Annotated in this window: 3 protein-coding genes; all 3 read right to left on the minus strand. The window is 44.2% G+C overall.

The features are described 5' to 3' along the window. Positions 1-43: 43 nt before the first annotated feature. From NWQ57_RS17670 to NWQ57_RS17680, 3 genes are read right to left on the minus strand one after another with little or no spacing between them, the layout of a single operon-like run. Positions 44-631, minus strand: a complete 588-nt coding sequence (locus tag NWQ57_RS17670) for a hypothetical protein (protein ID WP_306023495.1) — start codon at positions 629-631, stop codon at positions 44-46. Then, a complete protein-coding gene (locus tag NWQ57_RS17675) occupies positions 624-1,208 on the minus strand; it encodes a sigma-70 family RNA polymerase sigma factor (protein WP_306023496.1) in 585 nt (194 codons plus the stop codon). The genes NWQ57_RS17670 and NWQ57_RS17675 overlap by 8 nt, the downstream gene beginning before the upstream one ends. Before the next feature lie 45 nt (positions 1,209-1,253). Then, positions 1,254-1,895 (minus strand): energy transducer TonB, encoded by a 642-nt coding sequence (locus tag NWQ57_RS17680; RefSeq protein WP_306023497.1) that lies wholly within the window; start codon positions 1,893-1,895, stop codon positions 1,254-1,256. Between the last annotated feature and the right edge of the window lie 82 nt (positions 1,896-1,977).

Consider the following 1,977-nt stretch of genomic DNA (forward strand, 5'->3'; position numbering starts at 1 on the left):
ATTCGGCCGTAAACGACCTCCTACAGGTGCTTGCAGCTCTTCTTCAACAATGCGCTAATTTTGCACTGGGTTTGATGCCGAGAATAAGGCCTGTTTTATCAAACATCATTTCTACCTTGTCGCCGGTGCTAAACGTTCCTTCAATTTGATGCATGTTACGCAGGGCGTTGATTAACTCTTGCGATACTTTAACCACTTGCTGATCGCAGGTTTGCAATTGCCAACCATCGTCCATCTGTTGTAACACGGCTTGTTTTTGGTGATGAAAGGCCAGTACTTGCTGCTGAGTTAGGTAGTTATTGTAATGTTTGGCATAGCGTTCTGATATCGCATCTGATTGTTTACGGGGCGCTAATGAATGCAGTTCAATGGTGGTGTATTGCTCAGCTGCTAATTGTGGCTCTAAATTTTGCCACGAATATTGGTGCCAAAACACCAAACCAAAGAGCAGTAAGGTACTTGCGGCTAATGCTACGTGAGTCAGGCGCCGCCATACTTTCTGGTGGTTTATGCTTGATTGATGTTGAGCCAAAACGTGTCTTTTTACGCCAGCCGGTGCCGGATTTTGGGTTTTGCGTTGCTGATATAAACGCTTGAGTTCGTCGTCTGAGTAGTTATCGGAATTAGACATGCTCATCCTCGATGATGTGATGTAATTGTTTACGTAAGCCATCTTTGGCATAACGAAGACGGCTTTTAACTGCTTCGATATTACTGTGGGTAATGACTGCAATATCTTCTAGGCTAAAGTCTTCTTGTTGCAAGCAAAAGGCCTCACGCTGGGCAAAAGGCAAATTAACTAATGCGCGGTTAAAGCGCGAGAGCAGGGCCGCATCGTGTGCTTCGTCTGCTTGCTCTGCAACTACGTTTCCCAAGTCTGCAGTGGTATCTTTTTGTCGGCGTATTTCATCTATTAACTGATTTCTGGCTAGGGTAAAGATCCATGCTTTAAACGAGCCTGAATCTTTGTATAAGTGCTTTTTTTCAATGACCTTTAACCATGTGGCTTGGGAAATATCTTTGGCCAATGTTGGGTCTGACAAACTTAAGATAAAATGATAAAGGTCGTTGCCACATGCATCATAGAGTGTGCTTAGCGCGTGGTTGTCGCCAGAGCTGGCGTAACGCAGCATAAGCGCTTCGTTACTCCAGCTTGCGTCACTCGACAAACGGGTGAACCACGTTTTTAATGACAAGCTAATACTCATAGGCACTCCTTGGTAATGATTGCTTTGCCTGCTTGTATCATGCGTTTACTGAGCGAGTTTGAAATCAAGTACCACCATCATGCCATCTTGAGCTTGTGGTGCGCCAGCAACAATTTGTGGTTTATATTTCCATTTACTTAAGGCTTGCTTTGCCGCACGGTCAAATACCCGATTTGGCTCGGATTCGACCACCTGAATATTGGCTACTTGGCCAAGTGTATCAATCGAGAACAATAGTTTTACCCAACCTTCAATACCTTCACGGGCTGCTTCCGGTGGATATTTGGGCTCCATTCTTACTATAGGGCGTGCATCACCCTCACCAGTCGACATTTGCGTTGATATCCCCAAACCAATACGGCCAATATTGATATCAGGCACAAATTTAGCCACAAGGCCTTTATTATCTGGCGTTTCTTCCAGTATCCGCGTTTCAGGTTTTGGGATGGGATTCGTCTTTGGCATCTTTTTTAGCGTGGGACGCTCATTGATTGGTATGTCTTCAATGGTTTGCAAAAAGGTCAAAACAGGTGGCGGGCTCGGTTCAACAATAGGCATGTCATTGTTATTGATAAGCTTTTGCATCATCACAAAAAGGCCAAAGGTTATCGTTGAAGCAATGACAACAGAGCTTACAAGTTTAGGGATCGAAATAGCGGTTTGCGGCATTACAAGATTTGCATTCATGGTTTTCTCCAGTGTTGAGCAGATAGGTGCTTTGTTGGAGTAACGCTACAGAAATAGAAAAGGGGTTAAATAAAATCAAAAA

The sequence above is a fragment of the Paraglaciecola sp. genome (assembly GCF_030730205.1).
Classification (GTDB): domain Bacteria; phylum Pseudomonadota; class Gammaproteobacteria; order Enterobacterales; family Alteromonadaceae; genus Paraglaciecola.

What these genes read in the sequence shown, in the direction of transcription:
- NWQ57_RS17680 (WP_306023497.1), bottom strand. Translation starts at nt 1,895, where the DNA reads ATGAATGCAAATCTTGTAATGCCGCAAACCGCTATTTCGATCCCTAAA.
- NWQ57_RS17675 (WP_306023496.1), bottom strand. Translation starts at nt 1,208, where the DNA reads ATGAGTATTAGCTTGTCATTAAAAACGTGGTTCACCCGTTTGTCGAGT.
- NWQ57_RS17670 (WP_306023495.1), bottom strand. Translation starts at nt 631, where the DNA reads ATGTCTAATTCCGATAACTACTCAGACGACGAACTCAAGCGTTTATAT.